Genomic DNA, 20,757 nt, shown 5'->3' on the forward strand with positions numbered 1-20,757 from the left:
AACCGATCGGTTCGAATACTTTTCGAGGTGTGACCTTATGACCGAACCATCACCCGACACTGGCCCCCTGCCTGACGCTGGCAAGGACCCGTGCGATTTGCTGGACAGCCTGCGTCGCGGCCGCCCGGCAGCGGGACAGGATCCGGTCAAGCGCAGCCAGATCATCGACGGCGCGCGTCGTGTCTTCATCGACAAGGGCTTCGAAGCGGCGTCGATGAACGACATCACTCGCGAGGCCGGCGTTTCCAAGGGCACGATCTATGTCTACTTCGCCAACAAGGAAGAGCTGTTCGAGGCGCTGATCGAGGAAGAGCGCGGCACGATCTTCAAGAACATGTACGATATGCTCGACCGCGCCGACGACCTTCGCGAGACGCTGGTGAAGTTCGGCAAGGTGCTGTCCCTCAAGATCACGTCGGCCAAGGTCATCCAGGCGCAGCGCACGGTAATCGGCGCGTCCGACAGGATTCCCGAACTTGGCGCGCGTTTTTACGAGCGCGGCCCGAAACGCGGCCACGACAAGGTCGTTGCTTTTCTCAATGCCGCCATCGAACGCGGCCTGCTGCGGATCGACGATGTCGATCTTGCCGCCTATCAGTTCACCGAACTGTGCCTGGCAGGTCTTTTCCGTCAGTGCATATTCGCCTATCGCACCAAGGCGCCAAGCCAGGATGAAATCGACCACATCGTCAGGTCGGGCGTCGGCATGTTCCTGAAGGCTTATGGCACCGAAAGGCTTGCCACGGAAGAAAGCACCCAGACGATTGCACTAGAGGCAAAGTCCTAGTCTAGTGGTCAAAGCCTGACGCTTGGTACCCGAGGGTGGAGTACCGAAACGGGTGGAAGACTGCCCTTCGTATCGCTCATCAGAACGAGCAAGTAGCGCCATCAGCGGACATTGATCGATGGAACCCACGGGCATTGCCCTCATAGCCAAAAGACGAGCCTATGTCCTGACGAGAGCAAGCCGGCGATCCAAGGCGACGCGCTCTTTAGTCGGGAAGGCCAGCCTTGCGGTAGCCTTCGACGAAGCGCTGGAGCACTTCCTCGTCGTCGAAGGGCTGCGATGTTGCCCAGTGCCTGATGCTGAAATGGGGATTGCTCATCATGAAGAATTCCGCCTCCTGACGGGCTTCATCCAGGCGCCCGAGTTGCGCGAGGGCTGCCGCCAGCATGCGCCGCGACGTGGTGCGGTAGGTTTCCGGCTTGCGTAAAGCCTCGACCGCGGATTGATAGTCGCCGAGCGCATAATAGGCTTGACCCGCCATCCAATAGTACCACCCCGGTGGGCGCGGATTGAGCCGTAACGCCCGCTTGACGAATTCGACGCCCTTGACCGCGTCGCCCCTCAAGGTGATGAGATCCGAGCGCATCGCCCAGGCATCGGCATGATTGGGATCGAGCTTGAAGGTCGCCTCGAACTCGGCATCCGATTCCGCGTAACGCCGTTCGTGACCAAGTATGATGCCCAGCCCCCAGCGATTCCCCGCATCGTTCGGGTCGAGCGCCACCGCCCGCTGCGCTTCCGCCAGCGCGCGAGGCTGGTTGGTTTCTTTCGGCTCGTTCCAGAACAGCCAGCCGAGCCAAAGATTGAGGGCCAGCAAGCTATGTGCCTCGGCATAGTCGGGATCGAGTCCGATCGCCTTCTCCAGCAGCATGCGCGCTTCCCGCGCGCCTAACCCGGTCTGAAAACTGACGCCGCGGGCTCGCACGCAGAGGTCATAGGCTTCGAGACTCGTAGGTCGTTTGCGCGCCGGCTGTCCGGCCAATCGGCCGACAAGGGCTTCGACGATCTTGGCCGTGACCTCGTCCTGCACTGCAAAAATATCCTCGAGGCTGCTGTCGTAGCGCTCGGCCCAGATATGATCGCCGCCGATCGCGTCGATCAGCTGCGCATTGATGCGCACGCGCGCCGCGGCGCGCCGGGCGCTGCCTTCAACCACATAGCGCACCCCAAGATCACGCGCGGCCAAACGCACATCGACCGACCGCCCCTTGTAAGCAAAGGTCGAGTTGCGCGCGATGACGAAGAGGCCGGCGGAGCGAGATAGGTCGGTGATCAGGTCTTCGGTCAAGCCGTCGACAAAGGTTTCCTGCTCCGGATCGTTGCTCATGTTGGTGAAAGGCAAGACCGCGATCGAGGGCTTGTCGGGCAACTCCAGCGATGCCAGGCGCCCGACCAGAGCGACCCTCGGAAGCTGCAAGTTCACGCGATAGCAGTATATCGGCTCGGCTATGTTCTTCACCCGCTGCTCGCCCATGGGCTCGAACGCAAACGCCAGCTTCTGCCTGACCTCCTTGGACACCTTCTCCGAAACGCAGATGCCGCCGGGCTCGGCGAGTTGTTGGAGGCGCGATGCCACATTCACGCCCTCGCCATAGCGATCGTCCCCTTCGACGATCACTTCCCCAAGGTTGATTCCGATCCGGACTTCGAAGCGCTGGTCTTCGGCGACGCTCGCGTTACGTTCCGCCATGCCGCGCTGAAGCGTGACCGCGCATTCGACCGCATCCACCACGCTGCCGAACTCCGCCAGCAGGCCGTCTCCCATTAGTTTGAAGATTCGCCCGTGTCGCGTCGCGATTTCCGGCTCGAACAGCTCTTTGCGGCCACGTTTCAGCCGATCGAAGGTGCCCGCTTCATCCGCCTCCATGAGCGCCGAGTACCCGACGACATCGATTGCAAGGATGGCAGCGAGCTTCCGCTCCATGTTGAGCCTCAGTCAAGATTCGCGACACGCAAGCCGCAGGCCCGAGGCAGGTAGGGACCGGCGCTTCCATCGTGCCCTCACCGGCCTCTCATACCACAGATCACGCTTCTTGGGACTATGACTCGCGCGACGCCTTGGCTATCCTGCCGTAGCGCCACTGACGAGCGAGTCCCACCTAATCCCTACCGCTTGTTCGCGGCAGTTGCCTCGCAATCGGACTGTGACCGCTTTGGGTCATGGCTTCCCCTTCAAATTATCCGACGGAAGGGAACGGAAGGGTCATGGCGCGTGAATTGACCCGGCGCAAGCGAGCTTCCGCTTCTCGGGTCGAATCCGGTGTTCTGTCGCGGGTACCAAAAGTCAGATTTCTACCACTAGCCGCCATTGGCCGCCAGCACGATCGCCGCGCGCAATTCCTCGAGGCCCTCGCTCTTTTCCGACGACGTGGCGAGAACGAACGGAAACGCGGCCGGCCGCTTCTTGATCTTCGCAAGCGTTTCTTCGATCAGTCGCGGCACGCCGGCCATCTTGATCTTGTCGGTCTTGGTCAGCACGATCTGATAGGAGACCGCTGCCTTGTCCAGCAACGACAGCACCTCATCGTCCTTGGCCTTGATGCCATGGCGGGCGTCGATCAGGACGTAGACGCGCTTCAGCGTAACGCGGCCCTTGAGATAGTCGAAGACAAGTTTCGTCCAGTCGTCGACCTTTTCCTTGGGCGCGGTGGCGTAGCCGTAGCCCGGCATGTCGACCAGCGCCATCGGCGGCAGATCGGCGCCTTCGCCGGAAAATCCATCCGGAACGAAATAGTTGAGCTCCTGCGTCCGCCCCGGCGTGTTGGACGTGCGCGCCAGCCCCTTCTGGTTGACCAGCGCGTTGATCAGCGACGATTTGCCGACGTTCGAGCGGCCGGCAAAGGCGATCTCCGGTGGTCCTTCCGGCGGCAGGAACTTCATCGCCGGCACACCACGGATGAAGATCCACGGCCGCGTGAACAGCTCGGTGCTGATCACGGTCTTGTTCAACGCGTTCAAACCGCTGCCTCCAGAAGAGAAATATCGGCGCCACGAATGGCATTGAGGTTGCGACTGATCTTTTCCACCGGCCAGTCCCACCACGACACCGCCAAAAGCCGCCAGATGGTCCTGTCGTCGAAGCGCATCTTCACCACCTTGGCCGCATTGCCGGCGACGATCGCATAGGGCGGCACGTCATGCGTCACCACCGATTTTGCCGCAACGATGGCGCCATGGCCGATCGTCACGCCGGGCAGGATCACCGCTTCCATGCCGATCCATACATCATTGCCGAGCACTGTGTCTCCGCGCAATTCCTTCGACCAGGTCGCTGGGTCGAAACCCTCTTCCCAGCCATGACCGAAGATGTTGAACGGATAGGTCGAAAAGCCGGACATGGCATGATTGGCGCCGTTCATGATGAAGCGCGCGCCCTCGGCGATGGCGCAGAACTTGCCGATGATCAGCCGGTCGCCGATGAACGGATAATGATGCAGCACGCATCGCTCGGCGAATTTGTCCGGCCCGTCCGGATCGTCATAATAGGTGAAGTCGCCGATCTCGATGTTCGGCGCCGTGACCAATCCCTTCAGGAAACCGACGCGCGTATGCATCGGGATCGGGTGTTTGATGTTGGGGTTGGGTCCGATCATGGTCTGGCTCCATCGGCGAATAAACAGGCAAGGTCAAAATAGCGCGATCCGCCCGGCAGCACCAACCGCGCGCGGAGCGGATCATCCTTACCTGTTCATCGACGGAGCGCTCCTGAAACCAGAGCGAGCTTATAGGGATGTGTAGCGGCGGCGTCCACCGCCGGGCCGGCGCTTCTCGTTTCGCCGTTCGCTGGCGGCTCGGCTTGTGCGAGAAAGCCCCGGACGGACCGGGGCTTTCTGAATTCTCAATCGGAAGCGCCGGCTATTCCGCCGGCGACGGTTTCTTCCGGAAAAGCGCGACCAGATTGTCCCACAATTCGATCTTGGCGCCCTGGCGCTTCATGATCACGCCTTGCTGGATGATCGAAAGCAAGTTGTTCCAGGCCCAGTAGATGACGAGGCCGGCCGGAAAACCCGCCATCATGAAAGTGAAGACCACCGGCATCCAGGTGAAGATCATGGCCTGCGTCGGGTCCGGCGGCGTTGGGTTCATCCGCATCTGCAGGAACATGGTCACACCCATGATCAGCGGCCAAACACCGATCATCAACATGTCTGGCAGAGCGACCGGAATGAGGCCGAACAGGTTGAAGAGCGAGGTCGGGTCGGGCGCCGCCAGATCCTGGATCCAGCCGAAGAATGGTGCGTGCCGCATCTCGATGGTGATGTAGAGCACCTTGTAGAGCGCGAAGAAGACCGGGATCTGCAGCGCCACCGGCCAACAGCCGGCGAGCGGATTGATCTTCTCGGTCTTGTAGAGCTCCATCATCGCCTGTTGCTGCTTCATCTTGTCGTCCGCGTATTTCTCGCGGATCTCGAGCATCTTGGGCTGCACCTTCTTCATGTTCGCCATAGACGCGTAGGACTTGTTGGCGAGCGGAAAGAAGACCGCCTTGACGACGACGGTGGTGGCCAGGATGGCCAGGCCGAAATTGCCGAAGAATTTGTACATCGTGTCGATCAGATAGAACATCGGCTTGGTGATCCAGATGAACCATCCCCAGTCGATCAAACGGTCGAACAGCCTGATGTTGCGGTCTTGTGCATAGGCGTTGACCTTGGCGACTTCCTTGGCGCCGGCGAAGATCTCGGTCTCGACCGTTGCCGACTGACCGGCATCAACGGTGATCGGGTCGGTGAGGAAGTCGGCCTGGTAGCGCGGGCGACCGTCCTCGAAATAGGCGTAATGCGGCTGAAACGGCTGCTTCTCGGTCGGCACCAATGTCACCGCCCAGTATTTGTCGGTGATGCCCAGCCAGCCATCGGTCGACTTGCCCGGCGTATACTGCTTGTCCTCCTCGACGGCCGCGTATTTGTGTTCCTGCAGGCCCTCGGTGCCGGTGACGCCGATCAGCCCCTCGTGCAGCACATAGATGCTGGCAACGGCTGGCTTGTCGAAGCGGGTGACACGGCCGTAATTCGACAGGGTGACCGGGGCTGAACCCGAATTCTGCACCGTGTCCGAGACCGTGAACATGTAGTCGCTGTCGACGGAGAAGGTGCGCTTGAAGGTCAGGCCCTTGTCGTTGGTGAAGGTCAGCGTGACCGGGGTCGCCGGTGTCAGCGTCGCATTGCCGTCGACGGTCCACACCGTTGCTGGCCCTGGCAGAGCGCCGATCTCTCCGCTGCCGACAAAGCCGATCTCGGCATAGTAGCCAGTGGGCAGCGCCGCCGGGTTGAGCAGTTCGATCTCGGGCGAGTTCTTGTCGACCGTCAGCGTGTAGTGCTTGAGCTTGAGGTCGTCGAGACGGGCGCCGGAGAGGTTGATCGAGCCCTCCAGGCTCGGCGTGTCGATCTTGATGCGCTGCGTCGACGCCAGCGCCTGCTCGCGGCTGGCCGGCGTCGTGCCGTCGGTTCCCGGTGCATTGGCACCCGGTGCATTGGGAATGGCACCTTGCTGCGGCACCGGCGTTTGGCTGCTGCCCGGGCTGGCGCCTTGGGCCGCTTTCTTCTGCTCCGCTAACCGCTGCTCTTCGATACGGGCCGCCTCGCGTTGCGCCTCGCTGCGCGGCAGCACGTAAAAATACTGCCAAACCGACAGGATCAGCACCGACAGCGCGATGGTGATGAAGAAGTTCCGGTTGTTTTCCATCGAAAGCCCTTGGCCTATCGTGTTCCGCGCAGTCGGCGGGAGAGTTCGGCCTTCAACTGGCCGAACGGAATGGTAAGCACATCTTCGCGTCCGACGATGACATAGTCATTGCCAGCCGCCATGTCACTCGCCGCATGCGTGCGCACGGCTTCTCTCAGCCGCCGCCGGATGCGGTTGCGCACGACTGCGTTGCCGACCTTCTTGGTGACCGTGTAGCCGACGCGAGGCGCCTCGCTGTCGCTGCGGTCCAGGACCTCGACGAGAAAAAGCTGCCCGCGGCGCTTTTCGCCACGCCGGACAGCCAGGAATTCCGCGCGTTTCAGAAGCCGCTTGGGATGTGCTCCCACTGGCTTGCCGGTTGCGGGCAACGATCTCGTCTTCCGTTCAGGCGCTGAGCCGCTTGCGGCCGCGGTTGCGGCGGGCTGCGACGACGCCACGACCACCCTTGGTGGCCATGCGGGCACGAAAACCGTGCCGGCGTTTGCGGACGAGTTTGGACGGTTGGTAGGTACGCTTCATTTGTTTTAATACCGCGGGGTGCGGCCCTTCTTGATTCTGTCACTTTGTAACAGGAGCTTTGCCGGGCCGGTTTTGGCGCGATCGAAACCGCGCCGGGACGAATGGCCCGAGCGTGAGCGGGCTTATAGAAAGAAGGGTTTTGGAAGTCAATCCGGCGCCGGCATCCGGCGCCGTCGGGCCGATGGCCGAAGTCTTGGCGGTCTTACCCCATGTTGGGACGAAGGACGAAATTGGCAAAAAAGCCACAATGGCCTAATCTCGCTCGATCAAGTGATCGTGAAGACAAAAGCAGCATGAGTGAAATCCCACACGCGGATGAAAGGATCGATCGGGCGACGACCGACGCCCGGACGGTGCCTTTGTCGCGTGGATTGTCGACAAAGCTGCTGCTGCTCACCATCGTCTTCGTGCTCCTGGCGGAGGTCCTTATCTTTCTGCCCTGGATCGCCAGCTACCGGCTGAGCTGGCTGAAGGAGAGGCTGAGCACCGCCGCGGCCGTCTCGATCGTGCTGGTGCAGGGAGAGCCCGCCTCGCTCTCCCGCGCCGCCCAGAACGACGTGCTGACGGCGATCGGCGCCAAGGCGATCGCGGTGCGCGACGGCGGCGTGTCGCGTCTTTTGGTCGTGGCTGAAATGCCGCCGCAGGTCGACGAGCATATCGACATCGCCAATGTCGGCCTGGTCGAGGGCATGACCAGTGCCTTGGACACGCTGTTTTTCGGCGGCGAGCGAATGCTGCGCGTTTTCGGGCCGGTCGGCGACAGCGACAAGGAATTCGAGCTGATCATGCCCGACTACAGCCTGCGCAATGCCATGCTCATCTATTCGCGCAACGTCGCTGTCGTCTCGCTGCTGATCTCGCTGTTCACCGCCATGCTGGTCTATGCCGCCATAGACCTGATCATGATCGGTCCGATCCGGACGATGACGCGCTCGATGCTGGCCTTCTCAGAGGCGCCGGACGACCCCGGGCGGATCATCCGCCCTGCCGCCCGCGCCGACGAGATCGGCGTCGCCGAGCGCGAGCTCTCGCAGATGCAGGAGCGGCTGCAAAAGATGCTCGCCGAGCAGAAACACCTCGCCGACCTTGGCCTCGCCGTCTCGAAAATCAATCACGACATGCGCAACATCCTGGCGTCGGCGCAGCTGATGTCGGACCGCCTGCGTCAGGTCCAGGATCCGACCGTGCAGGCCTTTGCGCCGAAACTGCTGCGCGCACTCGATCGTGCCGTGGCCTATTCGGAAGGTGTGCTCTCCTATGGCCGTACCCAGGAGCCGCCGCCGTCGCGCCGCAGGCTCAGGCTGCGCCAGCTGGTCGACGACGTCCACGGCCTGCTCGACACCGAAGGCGGCATCGAATTCGTCAATGCCGTCGATCTGGCCTTCGAGGTGGATGCCGATTCCGATCAGCTCTTTCGCGTGCTCACCAATCTTTGCCGCAACGCCGTGCAGGCGATGGCGGCGGACGCGGAAAGCGCGGTGGTGCGCCGGTTGGCGGTGTCGGCCGAGCGCCTGGGCAGCGTCAGCCGCATCACGGTCACCGACACTGGCCCCGGCCTGCCGCCGAAAGCGCGCGAGAACCTGTTCGCGGCGTTCCGCGGCTCGGCCCGCAGCGGCGGCACCGGCCTTGGCCTGGCGATCGCCTACGAATTGATCCGCGCCCATGGCGGCACGGTGGAGCTTGTCGAAAGCAGAGGCGGCCGCACCACATTCGCGGTCACCATTCCCGACCAGCCGGTCCGGCTCGACCAGGCCCGCAACGGCCTGCGCCGCCCGGCCTGATCGCCGCCCCCGCCTGATCCTCGCCTTGGCCCGGTTCTCGCCCGCCTCCGATCCTCGCCCCCTCTGGTGCCCGCCCCCTCTGGTCCTCGCCCTCCTCTGGTCCTCGCAAAGACACGAACAGCAAAACTTTTGCTGGATCGGCTTGCTTTTCGGAAATTCAGTCGCTAGGGAACACGTCACATTCGCGGCCGGTCGCCAGGATCGGATCGCGGGGCTATGCAAAGCATGGCCTGTTGCGCGCCCGTAGCTCAGCTGGATAGAGCACCAGACTACGAATCTGGGGGTCAGGAGTTCGAATCTCTTCGGGCGCGCCATTTCCGCCATTCCAGAACAAAACCGGGCACAGCCAGGGGAGTTTCGCGTCGACCCCTTAACGGCGATTCATGTCAATAGCTTGAATCTCTCGAGAGGTGGAAGCCGGGTAGTGGGTCAGTTTGAAATCTAAGCCAATGGAAGCCAGCGCCGAACAGGCTCGCGATCATCAAACGTAGCCTCGAAGAATGATGACGCGAGCACGGCATATACATGTAGAGTTTCAGAGCCGACGTTTCGGAACCCATGTTTTCGGTTGGCCGGAACAACAAGCGATTGCCCGCCAATCAAAACGGCTGACTCGTCATCAATCCAAATCTCGGCTTCGCCGGTGACGACAGAAAGCACTTCCTCGACCGGGTGACTGTGCGTAGGAGCGCCCATAGCCGGCGCTACCCATTGCTCGAAGATGCACAATTGAAGTGCACCGTTGGCGGCCGATACCTGCATACGGGTTTCTACTCCCGCTCGCCATTCTTCGCGCGGCTGTTCCGCATGTGAGATTGTCTTCATGATGCTCTCACTGTCCAAGTCAAGATTTTTTCTTGTAAGAGCCACACACCATCGGCTTTTGAGCTTCCTTCGCTTCGATCAGCGCAACGATGTCCGCGATCTCCCAAAGCTTGTCTGTGACGCCAGCAGCCATCGCCGGGTCACGCGCAGAGAAGCATGAATGCGAACGAAGTTGTAGTACATGAAGTGCAGCGCGACCGTGTTGGCGTGAGCCTCGACCTTCTTTGAGAAGCCGTTGGTCAGGCGCGTGAAGCGGCGCATGTGCATCCGCATCGTGAGGTTCTGACGCTCGGCGAATGAGGTGCTGACTTGGCGTTCATCGGGATCGCCCTCGACGCGCATCTTCTTCACGCCAGTGCATTCGGCGGGGCTGTAACGGCCCTTCGCGCTCTCTGGCGACGTGCCGTAAATCTTGACCAGCATGGCGTAGTCGATGTCGCCGCCGAATGCGCCCTCGACCGCTTCAAGATATGCCCTGTGGTCGTCGCTGGTCAGCTGGACGCGATTGGCGAGGCGGCGCGAAAGATCGTCCATGAAGCCCATGCGCCATCGTCGCGACTTTCCCGCGCATGGCGCCGCGATCCGATGTCATTGCAGCACTATCGTTGCCAGAAGCGCTTGGCGATCTCTGCCTCGACCTGCCGTCTCGTCAGACCGATATCGTCGATCAAATGGGGGTTGGCCCTCGACATTTGCTCAAGTTCCCAGCGAAAGCGTATCCGCCGTCGCCAGGCCGCGATAACGCTTCGCGGGGTCGCCAGGCTGTAGTGCGGGCGCGACACTTCCGCCGGCCCTACGGGCGTTCCCGGCCGTGCTGCCTGATGCGGGGCCGACGCAAGGGTATCGTTCATGGCAACCTCCTATGGCTTAGGGTCCAGGGGCCTTCGACCTGAAAGAGGTTGAATTCTGCAGGATACGAACAGCGTCGTAATTAAGCTCTCCCAAATAGTTCTCAAAACTTCCAAACGGGCTATAGATGCGCCGTATGCAGGGATCGCGCTTTGCCTTTGGTCCGTTCGTGCTTGATCCGGGTGCGGGAACACTCCTTCGGAACGATGTCCCCGTTGCCGTTGGCTACCGCGCATTAAAGCTGCTTGCGGCGCTCGTCGGACGGCCCGGTGAAATCCTTGAGAAGGCCGAGTTGATGGACGCGGCGTGGCCGGGCACGGCCGTCGAGGAAGGCAACCTCACCGTCCAGATCGCGCAACTGCGCAAGCTGCTCGGTCCAGCCGCCGACGGCGGTGAATGGATATCAACGGTTCCGCGCGTCGGCTATCGCTTCACGGGGGCTATCGAACAGCTCGGCGACGCGAAGCGAAAACCTTTGCCGCTGCCCGGCAAGCCATCGATTGCCGTGCTGCCCTTCGTCAACTTCAGCAACGATCCCGAGCAGGACTCCTTCGCGGATGGGCTGACTGAAGACCTGATCACCGACCTGTCCAGGATCTCCGGCCTGTTCGTCATCGCGCGCAACTCGGTCTTTGCCTACAAAGGAAAGGCGATGGACGTGCGCGAGATCGCCCGGGATCTTGGCGTGCGCTACCTGCTGGAGGGGAGCGCAAGACGCGCCGCGGGGCGCGTGCGCATCAACGCCCAGCTGGTCGACGCGGAGAGTGGCGATCATCTATGGGCGGAACGCTTCGATCGTAGCCTGGAAGATATCTTTGCCGTTCAGGACGAGGTCACCGGCAAGATCGTGGAGGCGTTGCTCGGCCGGCTGCGCGCGCCGCCGCCGCGCAATCGGCCCAAAAATCTCGATGCCTACGATCTCTGCGTGCGGGCGCGCAAGCTGATCGATGATTCGCCGCAGACGGCGCGGGAAGCGCATCTGATGCTCAGGCGCGCGGTATCGCTCGATCCGGAATACGCCGAGGCCTATCGCTGGCTTGCCATGAACCACTGGATGGGATGGGTGCATTGGGGCGAACCCATTGAGCCAAACCGTAGCGTTGCTTTGGATCTGGCGCGTAAAGCCGTGGCGATCGATCCCAACGATGCCGGCTGCCGCTGGGTGCTTGCCAACCTGCTTGCCTATGAGCGCAGTTTTTCCGAGGCGGATGCGGAATTCGCCAAGGCATTCGAGCTCGACCCGAACGAGGCCGACGCCTGGGCGACATTGTCCGACATCGCGGTCTTGGCCGGACGGATAGAGGAGGGCCTTGAGCACATTCGCAAGGCGTTCCGGCTGAACCCGTTTCCGGCAAGTTGGTACTATCTGACGCTCGGCGCGGCGCAATATGCGGCGCGCGATTACGAAGCCGCTGTCGAGACACTGCGCAGGGACGAGACTTATCGTACGAGCTCACGCCGTTTCCTGGCGGCAAGCCTTGCCCAACTGGGCCGGCTCGACGAGGCGCGCGCCGAGGTCGAACTGTTCCTCGTCAGCAACCCGCATTTCACAACCCGCCACTGGGTCATGACGGAGCCATTCCGCGACGCTGCGACGCTTGAGCATTTCGTTGATGGCTTCCGCAAGGCCGGTCTTCCGGAGTGACGCGCCGGTGTGATCGAGCGCGCTGTCCTCGAGATCTGTCGCCTCGTAACGGCGCCCCTCGCACCGTTCATGCGACCTACTCCTCAAAGCGACCCGTGGCGTCACGATCGCGGTCGTATCGTCTCGTGAGCGGAAACGGCGGCAACCAGGACTCGCGACGGACGATCCAGCTTTCGTAGGTTGGCATCAGTTGGTCAGGGGCATCCAGGGATCCCAGGTGCACTTCGATTTCGTCTGCGGTGCGTGCGAAAACGGACGAGCCGCAGCGGGGACAGAAAAACCGCCCGGCGTAGTCGCGTGTTTCGCCATCGATCGTCACCGCATCCTGAGGGAACACCGCAGCAGCGTAAAACAGGGCCCCATGATGCTTGCGGCAGTCGAGACAATGACAAAGCCCGACCCGGTATGGGAGTCCCGACGCCACAATTCGGACATCGCCGCACAGGCAGCCGCCGGTGAATCGGTCCATGGCTGCGTCTCCTCCAAAATCAAGTGGGCCGGAATGGCTACAACGAACGGCACTGTCATTGCAATTGCCTGCTGCGGGCGGGGGTGCGTCGTTCTTCCGCGGCGGACGGGCCGGAGGTGGCAGATATCCTGCGCTTTATGTCATTTCAGCTGCGTCACCACGCCGATAGGCTGCCTTGGACAGACGAAGAAGAAAGGCGGCATTATGAAGGCGCTGATCGCCGGTGGCGGCATCGGCGGGCTGACCGCGGCCCTGTTCCTGCACAGGATCGGCATCGATGCCGAGATATTCGAGCGGGCCGGCGATATTCGAGAGCTCGGAGTGGGCATCAACATCTTGCCGCATGCCGTGAAGGAACTGGCGGCTCTCGGACTTCAGGCAGACCTGGACGCTCAGGGCATCCGTACGCACGAACTCATCTACGCAAACCGATTCGGGCAAGTGGTTTGGCAGGAACTGCGCGGCATCGAAGCAGGGCACCTTCATCCGCAGTACAGCATACATCGCGGGAAACTGCTGGGGCTGATCCACAAGGCGGTAATTGAACGGCTGGGCCGCGAAATTATCCGCACCGGCTGGCAGGTCGATGGCTTTCGCCAATCGGGAGGCCGCGTATCGGTCGAGCTTTCCAGCCGCGACGGCGGGCGCACGCACTCATCCGGCGACCTCCTGATCGGCGCAGACGGCATACACTCCACCGTACGCGCCCGTCTCTTTCCCCAAGAGGGGCCACCCATCTGGAACGGCGTAATGCTGTGGCGCGGCTGCACAAGCTGGCCGACCTGGCGCAACGGCCGGGCCATGGCGATCGCCGGCGGCAACTTCGCGAAATTCGTGTTCTATCCGATCGCCGCCGATGCCGCGCAGCCGGGCGACCGCCTGACGAACTGGGCGGTGATGGCGCGGACAGGAATTCCCGGCACTGCGCCGCTTCGCAGGGAGGACTGGAGCCGGCCAGGCATTCTGGCGGACGTTCTGCCTTTCGTGCGCGAGCGCTTCCGGTTGGATTTCGTCGATCCGGCCGAGATCATCCGGGCGACGCCGACGTTTTACGAATACCCCAATTGCGACCGCAATCCACTTGACCGGTGGTCGTTCGGACGCGTGACGCTGCTGGGCGACGCCGCCCATCCCATGTACCCGGTCGGCTCAAACGGAGCGAGCCAGGCGGTTCTCGATGCGCGCAGCCTCGCCGACAATCTGGTCTCGGAGACGTCGGTGGAGACCGCACTTGCGGCCTATGACGCGGAACGCAGGCCGGCGACATCGGCCATCGTACTTGCCAATCGCGGGGGCGGTCCCGAGGGCGTCATCGACATGATGGAATCGCGCGCGCCGGACGGGTTTGACGACATCGAAGCAATCGCGTCTCGCGACGAGCGGGAAGCTATCGTACGCGGCTATGCGCGCCTTGCCGGCTTCGAAAGCCGTTCCCGCACCGGGCGCGTGTGACGGCGAAAGGGACTAGGTCTCACAGCTCGGCGTGCATGTCGCGAAAAAGCCTCGGTGCGACGCCGAAACGGCGCTCGAAGGCATCCGCCAGGCGAGCGGGCGGAAACAGGCCGACCTGTGCCGCAACCGACTTCAGCGAAAGCCCGCGCGACAACAGCATGCGCGCGGCATCGAGCCTGGCGATCTCGACGAAGCGGGCCGGCGTTTCTCCGGCCGCCGCCACAAACTTGCGATGGAAGGTACGCTCGGTCAGGCCGGCGCGGGCAGCCAGCGAGGGCACGTCCAGCGGCGCGTCGAGGTTCGCCTGAATCCAGCCGATCAGGTCGGCGAACGGGCTGTCGCCCTTCACCTGAGCCTGCAGGAGCGGGCTGAACTGGGACTGGTAGCCGGGGCGACGAGCGTAGAGGATCAGCCGTTTCGCGACCTCGCCAGCGATCGCCGCGTCGAGGTCATGCGCGACCATCGCCAACGCCATGTCGATGCCGGTGGTAACGCCGGCGGACGTCCAGAGCCGTTCGTCGACGACGTAAAGCGCGTCCGGGTCGACCGTGACTGACGGGAAATTCTCGGTAAATGGCTTGCAGGAATCCCAGTGGGTGGCGATGCGATGACCGTCGAGCAGCCGGAGCGCGGCGAGCACGAATCCTCCTGTGCAGACTGAACCGAAACGTCCGGCCTTCGCCGCTAGTCCTGGAATTGCTGCCCGCAGGATCGGATCCGCCACTGCCGGCAGGAGTTGCTCCCGTTCCGCCCCCACAACCAGCACTGTGTGGGCGTCCCCCTGCCGAATCTCGGTGATCGGACGGGTTTCCACCACGACGCCGCTGCTGCTTTCGATAGCGCCGCCCTGCGCCGATACGAGCACGACCTTGTAGAGGGCGGGCTTTCCCTGCTGGCTCAAGGCGCGATTGGCGCCGTTGAAAACAGATGCCGGTCCCGACATGTCGAGCAGTTCGAACCCGGGATAGACGATGAGGACGACGTGGTGCATTGGCAGAAATTACCGCATCTTTGTCCTTTCTGCCAAGTGCCTCCGCTGCTAGGTTTGACCGGTCGATAGAAGCCACGGAACGCGGCCGGTCGCTAGGAGCCGCTTCCGTTCGTTCTTCTGGAGAAACGCAGTCATGTCGAAATCCATCTTCGTCTGGGGTGGTTTGGCTCTCATCGTCCTTTCCTTGGCGGGTTTTGGCGGCTGGATGTTCAGCTTGCCATCGGCGACGGCGGCGGTAGAGGCGCCGCCCGTGCCGCAGGAAGAGACTGCCGCCATGCTGTCCGCGCTCAAGCCTGCGGCGCGCGAGCGTCCGCTCGTCGCGGTCATCGGTATCAACGACGCCACGGAGACGACCGATTATCTCATGCCGACCGGCATCCTGCGGCGAGCCGACGTCGCCGACGTGGTGATGCTGGCGACCGAACCGGGACCAGTGCGGCTCTATCCCGCGCTCAACGTCGAGCCGGACGCGACCATCGCACAGTTCGACGCCGCGCATCCTGATGGAGCCGACTACGTCATCGTCCCCGCCATGAGCCGCGACGACGATCCGGCCGCGCTCGCCTGGCTCAAAGGCCAGGCGGAGAAGGGCGCGAGGCTCATCGGCATCTGCGCCGGCGCCAAGGTCGTCGGGGCGGCCGGCCTGCTCGACGACAAGCGTGCGACGACACATTGGTACTATCTCGGCGAGATGCTCAAGCGCAGCCCGACGATCGAATACGTGCCGGACCGGCGCATGGTATCTGACGGAAGCGTCACCACCACGACCGGCATCACGGCGTCCATGCCGATGATGCTGACGTTGATCGAGGCTATCGCCGGTCGAGCCAAGGCGGAAGCGGTCGCGAGCGATCTCGGCCTCGCGAAATGGGATGCGCGGCATGCAAGCGGCGCGTTCAAGCTGACGCGTCCGTTCGCGACGACGGTACTTGTCAACAGGATGGCCTTCTGGAACCGGGAAGAGCTCGGCATCCGCCTCGAGCCGGGCATGGACGAGGTGTCGCTTGCACTGGTGGCCGATGCCTGGTCGCGGACCTACCGGTCGAGCGCCGCAACCTTTGCTGTCTCGCCGGATGTCGTCGAGACCCGCAACGGCATTCGTGTCATCCCCGACCGGTCAGGCCAGAATTGGCCACAAGACCGGCAAGTGTCGACGTTTTCCGATCGGAAGCCGGCGGATGCGCTCGACCGCGCGCTCGAGGCGATCACAGCGCGTCACGGAGAAAGCACCACAAGCGTGGTCGCCATGCAGCTGGAATATCCGTGGCAGGAAACAGGCCGCTGACGGGTCGCGGCCCGCCAACAACTCAAGTTGAGAAAAAAGTTCATCCGGCTGTCGTGAGGAGCGCCGGTCTTTCGTCCTCCGGATACGGAACCCGGATACGGGAACAAAGAGAGCTTGAGAGAAACGATGAGCAAGATCATCGCTACCGACCCACGCACAGGAATTCCAGGGAGAAACCGCCATGCGAGAACTTGAACCTGCCAGCAGTGGATATGCCGAAGCCGCCGAAGGCCTGCACCTCCACTACGAAATCTACGGCGAGGGCGAGCCGATCGTCGTTCTTGCCGGCGGGCTCATGCCGATCAGGACCACCGCGCAGATCACCGGACCCCTGGCGGAGCGGCGCCAGGTCATCGCCATCGACCTCGAAGGCCACGGCCGTACCGGTCTGCGTGATACACCCATGAGCCACGAAAGAAACGGCGACGACGTCGCTGCGGTCTTGCGTCACCTTAGCATCGCACGTGCCGACGTCGCCGGCTATTCCCATGGCGGCGATGCTGCAATCTGGATGGCCATCCAGCACCCGGAGATGGTGCGCAACCTGATCGTGATAGCCACGGGCTTTGCGCGTGACGGCTGGTACCTGGAGACGCAGGAAGGCATGAGCGCCGTCGGCGCCTCCCTTGCCGAGCCGATGAGGGCCACACCGATCTTTGAGGACTATGGCCATCCCGACCAGTTTCCGCTGTTCCTCGACCGCATGGGCGAGCTGATGAGGAAAGACTGGGATTGGCGCGAAGACGTACGTGCCCTGCCCATGCCGGTGCTGCTGATCTTCGCCGATCACGATTCCGTCTCGATGCAGCACATCGCTGAATTTTTCGCCCTGTTCGGCGGTGGCATCCGGGAACCGGGCTGGATCGATCCGCAGTTTTCGCGCGCGCGGCTGGCGATCATTCCGGGCTATTCGCACTACAATCTCGGCCAGGGACCGGAGGTGGCGCAAGTGATCGAGAGCTTCCTCACGCAACCGACGTCGCCGGCGACGCAGTTCGCACCGTAGCAACCGGGCCGGTCTATGGTTCCGGTCAAACCCGGATCAGTTCACGCCGCCATCCGCCAGGATCGTGCGGCCGGTGATCCAGCCGGCATCGTCCGAGGCAAGGAAGGTCACGATCCCCGCGATATCCTCCGGCTGACCGATGCGGCCGAGCGGCGTCATGGCGCGTATCTGCTCGCCGCGTTCGGCGATGATCGTCGTCGTCATGTCCGTTTCGATCACGCCCGGAGCGACCGCGTTGACGGTGATGCCCTTCGGGCCCAACTCCCGCGCGAAACCGTGGACGAGCGTGATGACGGCCGCTTTGGACGCAGAATAGACGGAACTGGTCGGGATCGGGCTATAGGCGAGGCGCGACGCAAAATGAACGATGCGTCCGCCCGGCGAAGGCAGGAGAGGTGCGGCTGCCTGCGTGAGCAAGATCGTTCCCAGCACGTTGGTATCGAAGATCGAACGGTAATGGGCCTCGTCGATCCTGGCCAGCGGCAGGTATGGCCCGATGCCGGCTGTGTTGACCAAGACGTCCAGCCGTCCGAAAGCCTCGTACGCTCCGCGCACGATGGCCTCGGCCTCGCCGGGCTTCGAGGTGTCTCCGGCGAAGCTTTTCGCTTGACCGCCGCCCGCGGCGATTTCGGCGACGAGAGCGTCGGCCGCACCGGCCGTGCGATGGCCGATCGCGACGGCTGCGCCCAGCCCCGCGAAGCGGCGCGACACCGCGGCGCCGATGCCGCGCGATCCGCCGACCACCAGAACCACCTTGCCTTCGAAAGCCTTGGAGTTGCTCATGCCATGTCCTCCTCGCGCGGCCTCAACGCGTCCGCGCCCAGGCGTCGGCCGGTACGCTTTCGAGCAGAGCCTCGTCTGTCCTGCGTTCCACCGGTTTCGCCGCCGCTTCGACGACACGACGGGCGAACTCGTCCAGATATGCGGCACGCCCTTCGTCGCCGACCCGCGGCGCGCCATAGGCGACGAACGGCTCCTCGACCGAATAGCCCATATATTGCAGGGTGAGCCGCTGCGTCTGCCACAGCACCTTCTCGATCTCGCCATAAACGCCATGGGGACCGAAACGGGCCGTCGTGCCGCCGGTCGTCACGGAGAGCAGAGCCCGGCGCCCCTTGAACACGCCGGTGTCGAAGCGCCGGCCGTCGACATAGGCGAAGCCGTAGGCCAGCACGCGCTCGAACCATCCTTTCAGAATCGCGGGCGGGCCACCCCACCACAGCGGGAACTGCAGAACCAGAAGATCGGCTGCGGCGACCCGCGCCTGTTCGCGCGCGATCTCCGCAACGAAGGCCTCTTCCCTTGCCGCCAGGGCCTGCTCGCTCTGGTAATGGAACCGATCCGCATCTGCGATGGTCGAGAAGTCGTGCCGTCCTGCCTCCGGATCGAAACCATCGGCGTAGAGGTCCGACACCGTCACCATGTGCCCGGTGGCCCGGAGGACGGCTTTCGCACGCGCCACCAGCGCCGCGTTGAACGAGGTCGGTTCGGGATGCGCGTAGACGATCAGAACGTTCATGAGGCCGCTCCGGTCAGAAGCTCACGCGATCGGCGCCCTTGAGCTCGAGGATCGCACGCGCCTCGGCCGGCGTTGCAACCTCCAGGCCGAGGCCCTCGATGATCTCACGGATCTTGAGGACCTGTTCGGCGTTCGAGCGGGCGAACCTGCCCGGACCGATCCATAGCGAATCCTCCAGTCCGACACGGACGTTGCCGCCGTTCGCCGCGGCGATCGCGGCAATCGGCATCTGATTGCGGCCCGCGCCCAGGACCGACCACCGGTAATCGTTGCCGAACAGCCTGTCGGCGGTGCGCTTCATGTGCATGACGTCTTCCGGATGCGGGCCGATGCCGCCAAGAATGCCGAAGACGCTCTGGACGAAGAACGGCGGCTTCACCAGGCCGCGCTCAACGAAATGGGCGAGTGTGTAGAGATGGCCGATATCGTAGCACTCGATCTCGAAGCGGGTGCCGTTCTCCGCGCAGGTCGTCAGGATGTTCTCGATGTCGGCGAAGGTGTTCTTGAAGACGCGGTCGCGCGATCCTTCGAGATACGGCCGCTCCCAGTCGTGCGAGAATTCCCTGAAGCGCTCCAGCATCGGAAACAGGCCGAAATTCATCGAGCCCATGTTGAGGGAAGCGACTTCCGGTTTGAATGTGGCGACCGGCTTGAGCCGTTCCTCGACCGTCATCGTCGGCGCGCCGCCGGTGGTGATGTTCACCACGCAGTCGGACCGCTGCTTGATGATCTTCAGGAACGGTTCGAATCGTTGCGGCGACTGGTCGGGCAGACCCGTCTCCGGATCGCGGGCGTGCAGGTGCACGATGGCCGCGCCGGCTTGCGCCGCCCCGACGGCGGCATCGGCGATCTCCTCGGCGGTGACCGGCAGGTGAGGCGACATCGAGGGCGTATGGATCGACCCGGTGACCGCGCATGTGATGATGACTTTTCGTGGCGCCATGACGTGACTTTTCCTCTCGATCGTCCAGGTTAGGCGGCGAGGTTGAGAAGCCCGGCCGCATTTGCCGAGATCATCCTCGTGATGTCCTGGCGCGGCACCTGGAGGTCGAGCATCATCGAGACGATCATGCGATAGCCGTCCACCGGCTTCGGCGCCTGGGTCAGGCCGAGATCGGATCCGAAGATGGTGCGCTCGACGCCCGCCACCTCGATCAGGTGAAGCAGGTCCTGGCCGTCATGCTGTTTGGCGCGGCTTGGTATGAACATGCAGATCGAGTGCTCGATATAGGCACCGAGCGATACCAGGCCGCGAATGTCCTCGTCGGAGCATCCGATGATGTAGGACGGGTGGTTGACGAGCATCTTCTTCACGCCGCGCCTCTTGGCCTCCTCGAACAGCACGAAGAGTTCGCTGACGTGGAGATGGCCGCCGGCCAGGATGATGTCGCCCTCCGCGATCAGGTCGCATATCTGCTTGGCCTCGTCGATGAGCTTGCCGTTCGCATCGAGCACGGTGAGCGGAGACGGCGGCAGCATCGGCTTGGCGGTCCTGGGGAAACTCTTCGCCGCATAGGCCGCGATGTGGTTTTTCGCTGCGAATGTCGGAAACCAGACGATCTTGCCGCCGACCTTGATCGCATGGTCGACCGCGTGGGGGTTGACGCCGCCGGAGGCATTGTTGAGCGCCACGCCCGAGAAAAGCTCGATATCGGCGTCGGGATAGATGTCCTTCAGCACGGCGCAGTGCGGCATGCCGATGTAATAGTGGTCCTTGTAGAGCAGCGCCTTGAACCCGGCGTCGAGGGCCATCTTGAAGGCCTCGTGATGGCCCAGGATGCGCGGCATGGCGGCCGGACCGGAATGGCAGTGCAGATCGACCGCGCCGACAAGCAGTTCGGCCACTTCGGCGGCGCGCGAAGGTTCCATCGGCGGCAGCGGCACGATGGTCGGATAGTCGGTGGTTGTGTCAGCCATCTTTCTGTTCCTCGTTCTTGATATTGG

The 20,757-nt window shown here is 62.9% G+C and carries 20 protein-coding genes, 1 tRNA gene and 1 pseudogene; 7 read left to right on the plus strand and 15 right to left on the minus strand.

The window, feature by feature from the left end:
- The first annotated feature begins 37 nt into the window (after positions 1-37).
- Entirely contained in the window at positions 38-787 is a 750-nt protein-coding gene (locus tag E5X88_RS10630; RefSeq protein WP_292161178.1) for a TetR/AcrR family transcriptional regulator, read from the plus strand.
- A 205-nt stretch (positions 788-992) separates the two neighbouring features.
- On the opposite strand, the gene E5X88_RS10635 is transcribed toward E5X88_RS10630, so the two are convergent.
- The 6 genes from E5X88_RS10635 to rpmH all read right to left on the minus strand — a co-directional run bounded on the left by E5X88_RS10635 (position 993) and on the right by rpmH (position 6,991).
- Positions 993-2,711 carry an adenylate/guanylate cyclase domain-containing protein gene (locus E5X88_RS10635; protein ID WP_292161180.1) on the minus strand — a complete coding sequence of 573 codons (1,719 nt, stop codon included), beginning with the start codon at positions 2,709-2,711 and terminating at the stop codon, positions 993-995.
- A 374-nt stretch (positions 2,712-3,085) separates the two neighbouring features.
- The gene (gene yihA, locus E5X88_RS10640; protein ID WP_292161182.1) at positions 3,086-3,745 is read right to left on the minus strand and encodes a ribosome biogenesis GTP-binding protein YihA/YsxC; all 660 of its coding nucleotides are present in this window, start codon (positions 3,743-3,745) and stop codon (positions 3,086-3,088) included.
- Entirely contained in the window at positions 3,742-4,380 is a 639-nt protein-coding gene (locus E5X88_RS10645) for a CatB-related O-acetyltransferase (RefSeq protein ID WP_292161184.1), read from the minus strand. Before E5X88_RS10645 ends, yihA begins: the two co-directional genes overlap by 4 nt.
- A gap of 262 nt (positions 4,381-4,642) precedes the next feature.
- Complete coding sequence (gene yidC, locus E5X88_RS10650; protein WP_292161185.1) at positions 4,643-6,472, minus strand: membrane protein insertase YidC; 1,830 nt, start codon at positions 6,470-6,472, stop codon at positions 4,643-4,645.
- A 14-nt stretch (positions 6,473-6,486) separates the two neighbouring features.
- Positions 6,487-6,840 carry a ribonuclease P protein component gene (gene rnpA, locus E5X88_RS10655; protein ID WP_292161186.1) on the minus strand — a complete coding sequence of 118 codons (354 nt, stop codon included), beginning with the start codon at positions 6,838-6,840 and terminating at the stop codon, positions 6,487-6,489.
- A 16-nt stretch (positions 6,841-6,856) separates the two neighbouring features.
- Positions 6,857-6,991, minus strand: coding sequence for a 50S ribosomal protein L34 (gene rpmH, locus E5X88_RS10660; protein WP_008833937.1), 135 nt, complete (start codon positions 6,989-6,991; stop codon positions 6,857-6,859).
- A gap of 293 nt (positions 6,992-7,284) precedes the next feature.
- Here rpmH and E5X88_RS10665 point away from each other — a divergent pair, with 293 nt between their 5' ends.
- Positions 7,285-8,772, plus strand: coding sequence for a HAMP domain-containing sensor histidine kinase (locus E5X88_RS10665; protein ID WP_292161187.1), 1,488 nt, complete (start codon positions 7,285-7,287; stop codon positions 8,770-8,772).
- 237 nt (positions 8,773-9,009) lie between these two features.
- Positions 9,010-9,086, plus strand: a tRNA-Arg gene (locus E5X88_RS10670).
- Between the two features lie 127 nt (positions 9,087-9,213).
- On the opposite strand, the gene E5X88_RS10675 is transcribed toward E5X88_RS10670, so the two are convergent.
- From E5X88_RS10675 to E5X88_RS10685, 3 genes and pseudogenes are all read right to left on the minus strand, one after another.
- Positions 9,214-9,597, minus strand: coding sequence for a cupin domain-containing protein (locus tag E5X88_RS10675; RefSeq protein ID WP_366929935.1), 384 nt, complete (start codon positions 9,595-9,597; stop codon positions 9,214-9,216).
- Between the two features lie 19 nt (positions 9,598-9,616).
- Positions 9,617-10,146, minus strand: a pseudogene (locus E5X88_RS10680) (IS1 family transposase); the annotation flags it as partial.
- A 50-nt stretch (positions 10,147-10,196) separates the two neighbouring features.
- On the minus strand, positions 10,197-10,448 hold the full coding sequence (locus E5X88_RS10685; RefSeq protein ID WP_292161189.1) for a DUF1127 domain-containing protein: 252 nt from the start codon (positions 10,446-10,448) through the stop codon (positions 10,197-10,199).
- A gap of 125 nt (positions 10,449-10,573) precedes the next feature.
- On the opposite strand from E5X88_RS10685, the gene E5X88_RS10690 reads away from it, so the two are divergent.
- Positions 10,574-12,091 (plus strand): winged helix-turn-helix domain-containing tetratricopeptide repeat protein, encoded by a 1,518-nt coding sequence (locus E5X88_RS10690; protein WP_292161190.1) that lies wholly within the window; start codon positions 10,574-10,576, stop codon positions 12,089-12,091.
- A gap of 76 nt (positions 12,092-12,167) precedes the next feature.
- Here E5X88_RS10690 and E5X88_RS10695 read toward each other — a convergent pair whose 3' ends face one another.
- Entirely contained in the window at positions 12,168-12,560 is a 393-nt protein-coding gene (locus E5X88_RS10695) for a GFA family protein (RefSeq protein ID WP_292161191.1), read from the minus strand.
- 204 nt (positions 12,561-12,764) lie between these two features.
- Between E5X88_RS10695 and E5X88_RS10700 the strand changes: the two genes are divergently transcribed.
- A complete protein-coding gene (locus E5X88_RS10700) occupies positions 12,765-14,012 on the plus strand; it encodes a flavin-dependent oxidoreductase (protein WP_292161192.1) in 1,248 nt (415 codons plus the stop codon).
- 19 nt (positions 14,013-14,031) lie between these two features.
- Here E5X88_RS10700 and E5X88_RS10705 read toward each other — a convergent pair whose 3' ends face one another.
- Positions 14,032-15,003 (minus strand): DJ-1/PfpI family protein, encoded by a 972-nt coding sequence (locus E5X88_RS10705; protein ID WP_292161193.1) that lies wholly within the window; start codon positions 15,001-15,003, stop codon positions 14,032-14,034.
- 133 nt (positions 15,004-15,136) lie between these two features.
- On the opposite strand from E5X88_RS10705, the gene E5X88_RS10710 reads away from it, so the two are divergent.
- Together E5X88_RS10710 and E5X88_RS10715 are read left to right on the plus strand one after the other, a co-directional pair.
- Positions 15,137-16,288: a DJ-1/PfpI family protein gene (locus E5X88_RS10710; protein ID WP_292161194.1), complete on the plus strand. Its 1,152-nt coding sequence runs from the start codon at positions 15,137-15,139 to the stop codon at positions 16,286-16,288.
- Positions 16,289-16,469: 181 nt separating this feature from the next.
- A complete protein-coding gene (locus E5X88_RS10715) occupies positions 16,470-17,294 on the plus strand; it encodes an alpha/beta hydrolase (RefSeq protein WP_292161195.1) in 825 nt (274 codons plus the stop codon).
- A 36-nt stretch (positions 17,295-17,330) separates the two neighbouring features.
- Here the strand turns inward: E5X88_RS10715 and E5X88_RS10720 are convergent, their stop codons facing one another.
- The 4 genes from E5X88_RS10720 to E5X88_RS10735 are packed head-to-tail and all read right to left on the minus strand — an operon-like array spanning position 17,331 to position 20,730.
- Positions 17,331-18,077 carry a glucose 1-dehydrogenase gene (locus E5X88_RS10720; RefSeq protein ID WP_292161196.1) on the minus strand — a complete coding sequence of 249 codons (747 nt, stop codon included), beginning with the start codon at positions 18,075-18,077 and terminating at the stop codon, positions 17,331-17,333.
- A 22-nt stretch (positions 18,078-18,099) separates the two neighbouring features.
- A complete protein-coding gene (locus E5X88_RS10725) occupies positions 18,100-18,813 on the minus strand; it encodes an NAD(P)H-dependent oxidoreductase (protein ID WP_292161197.1) in 714 nt (237 codons plus the stop codon).
- Between the two features lie 13 nt (positions 18,814-18,826).
- Entirely contained in the window at positions 18,827-19,756 is a 930-nt protein-coding gene (locus E5X88_RS10730) for a 3-keto-5-aminohexanoate cleavage protein (RefSeq protein WP_292161199.1), read from the minus strand.
- Positions 19,757-19,785: 29 nt separating this feature from the next.
- On the minus strand, positions 19,786-20,730 hold the full coding sequence (locus E5X88_RS10735; protein ID WP_292161200.1) for a DUF6282 family protein: 945 nt from the start codon (positions 20,728-20,730) through the stop codon (positions 19,786-19,788).
- Positions 20,731-20,757: the final 27 nt, after the last annotated feature.

The sequence above is a fragment of the Mesorhizobium sp. genome (assembly GCF_004962245.1).
In the GTDB taxonomy this organism is placed as follows: Bacteria; Pseudomonadota; Alphaproteobacteria; order Rhizobiales; family Rhizobiaceae; genus Mesorhizobium.